Source organism: Psychromonas arctica (genome assembly GCF_036697365.1).
GTDB classification, from domain to species: domain Bacteria; phylum Pseudomonadota; class Gammaproteobacteria; order Enterobacterales; family Psychromonadaceae; genus Psychromonas; species Psychromonas arctica_A.
Genome location: NZ_JBAHZA010000060.1, coordinates 1 through 802 on the forward strand (window position 1 = coordinate 1; position 802 = coordinate 802).

Sequence of the window (802 nt, forward strand, 5' to 3'; positions counted from 1 at the left end):
CATCATCAATGCTACCGCTTAACGCTGGTGACGTATCATTGGTCACTAACGCATCAACACTGACGTTAATACCTACGGTATCGACGTTGATTGTGCCTGTGTTCGTCGCGTCGTTACCTGCTGCATCGGTTGCTGTCACTGTGATAATGGTTTCACCATCATCCAATGCAGGGAGTGTATTATCCGCTAAAGTCCACGACCCATTCGCATTGTTAGTTGCTTCGTACTCGATGTCATTGACTGTCACGATAACTACAGCAGTAGTATCATCAACATTACCCGTTAACATTGGCGTATTATCAGTGGTAGTGAGAGAGTCGACGCTAATTATTGGAGCGGTAGTATCCACTTCAATCGTCGTGGTTGCGCTATCCGTATGGCCCGCTTCATCGCTCGCAGACACACTGATCACAACGTCGCCTTCGGCTAATTCGGCAATCGTATCCGCTGCTAAACTCCAGGTGTTATCGCCGTTATTCACTGCGTTGTAATCAACACCATTGACAGTAACAATCACGGTCGCTGTCGCATCATCAATGCTACCGCTTAACGCTGGTGACGTATCATTGGTCACTAACGCATCAACACTGACGTTAATACCTACGGTATCGACGTTGATTGTGCCTGTGTTCGTCGCGTCGTTACCTGCTGCATCAGTTGCTGTTACTGTGATAAGGGTTTCACCATCATCCAATGCAGGGAGTGTGTTATCCGCTAAAGTCCAAGACCCATCCGCATTGTTAGTTGCTGCGTATTCGATGCCGTCCACGGTTACCACCACGGTGGCCGTTGTATCTTCGAC

The 802-nt window shown here is 48.4% G+C and carries 1 protein-coding gene; it reads right to left on the reverse strand.

All coding sequences use genetic code 11. The features are described 5' to 3' along the window. On the reverse strand, positions 1–802 hold an 802-nt coding region (locus tag V5290_RS17305; RefSeq protein ID WP_333388762.1), incomplete at both ends, for an Ig-like domain-containing protein.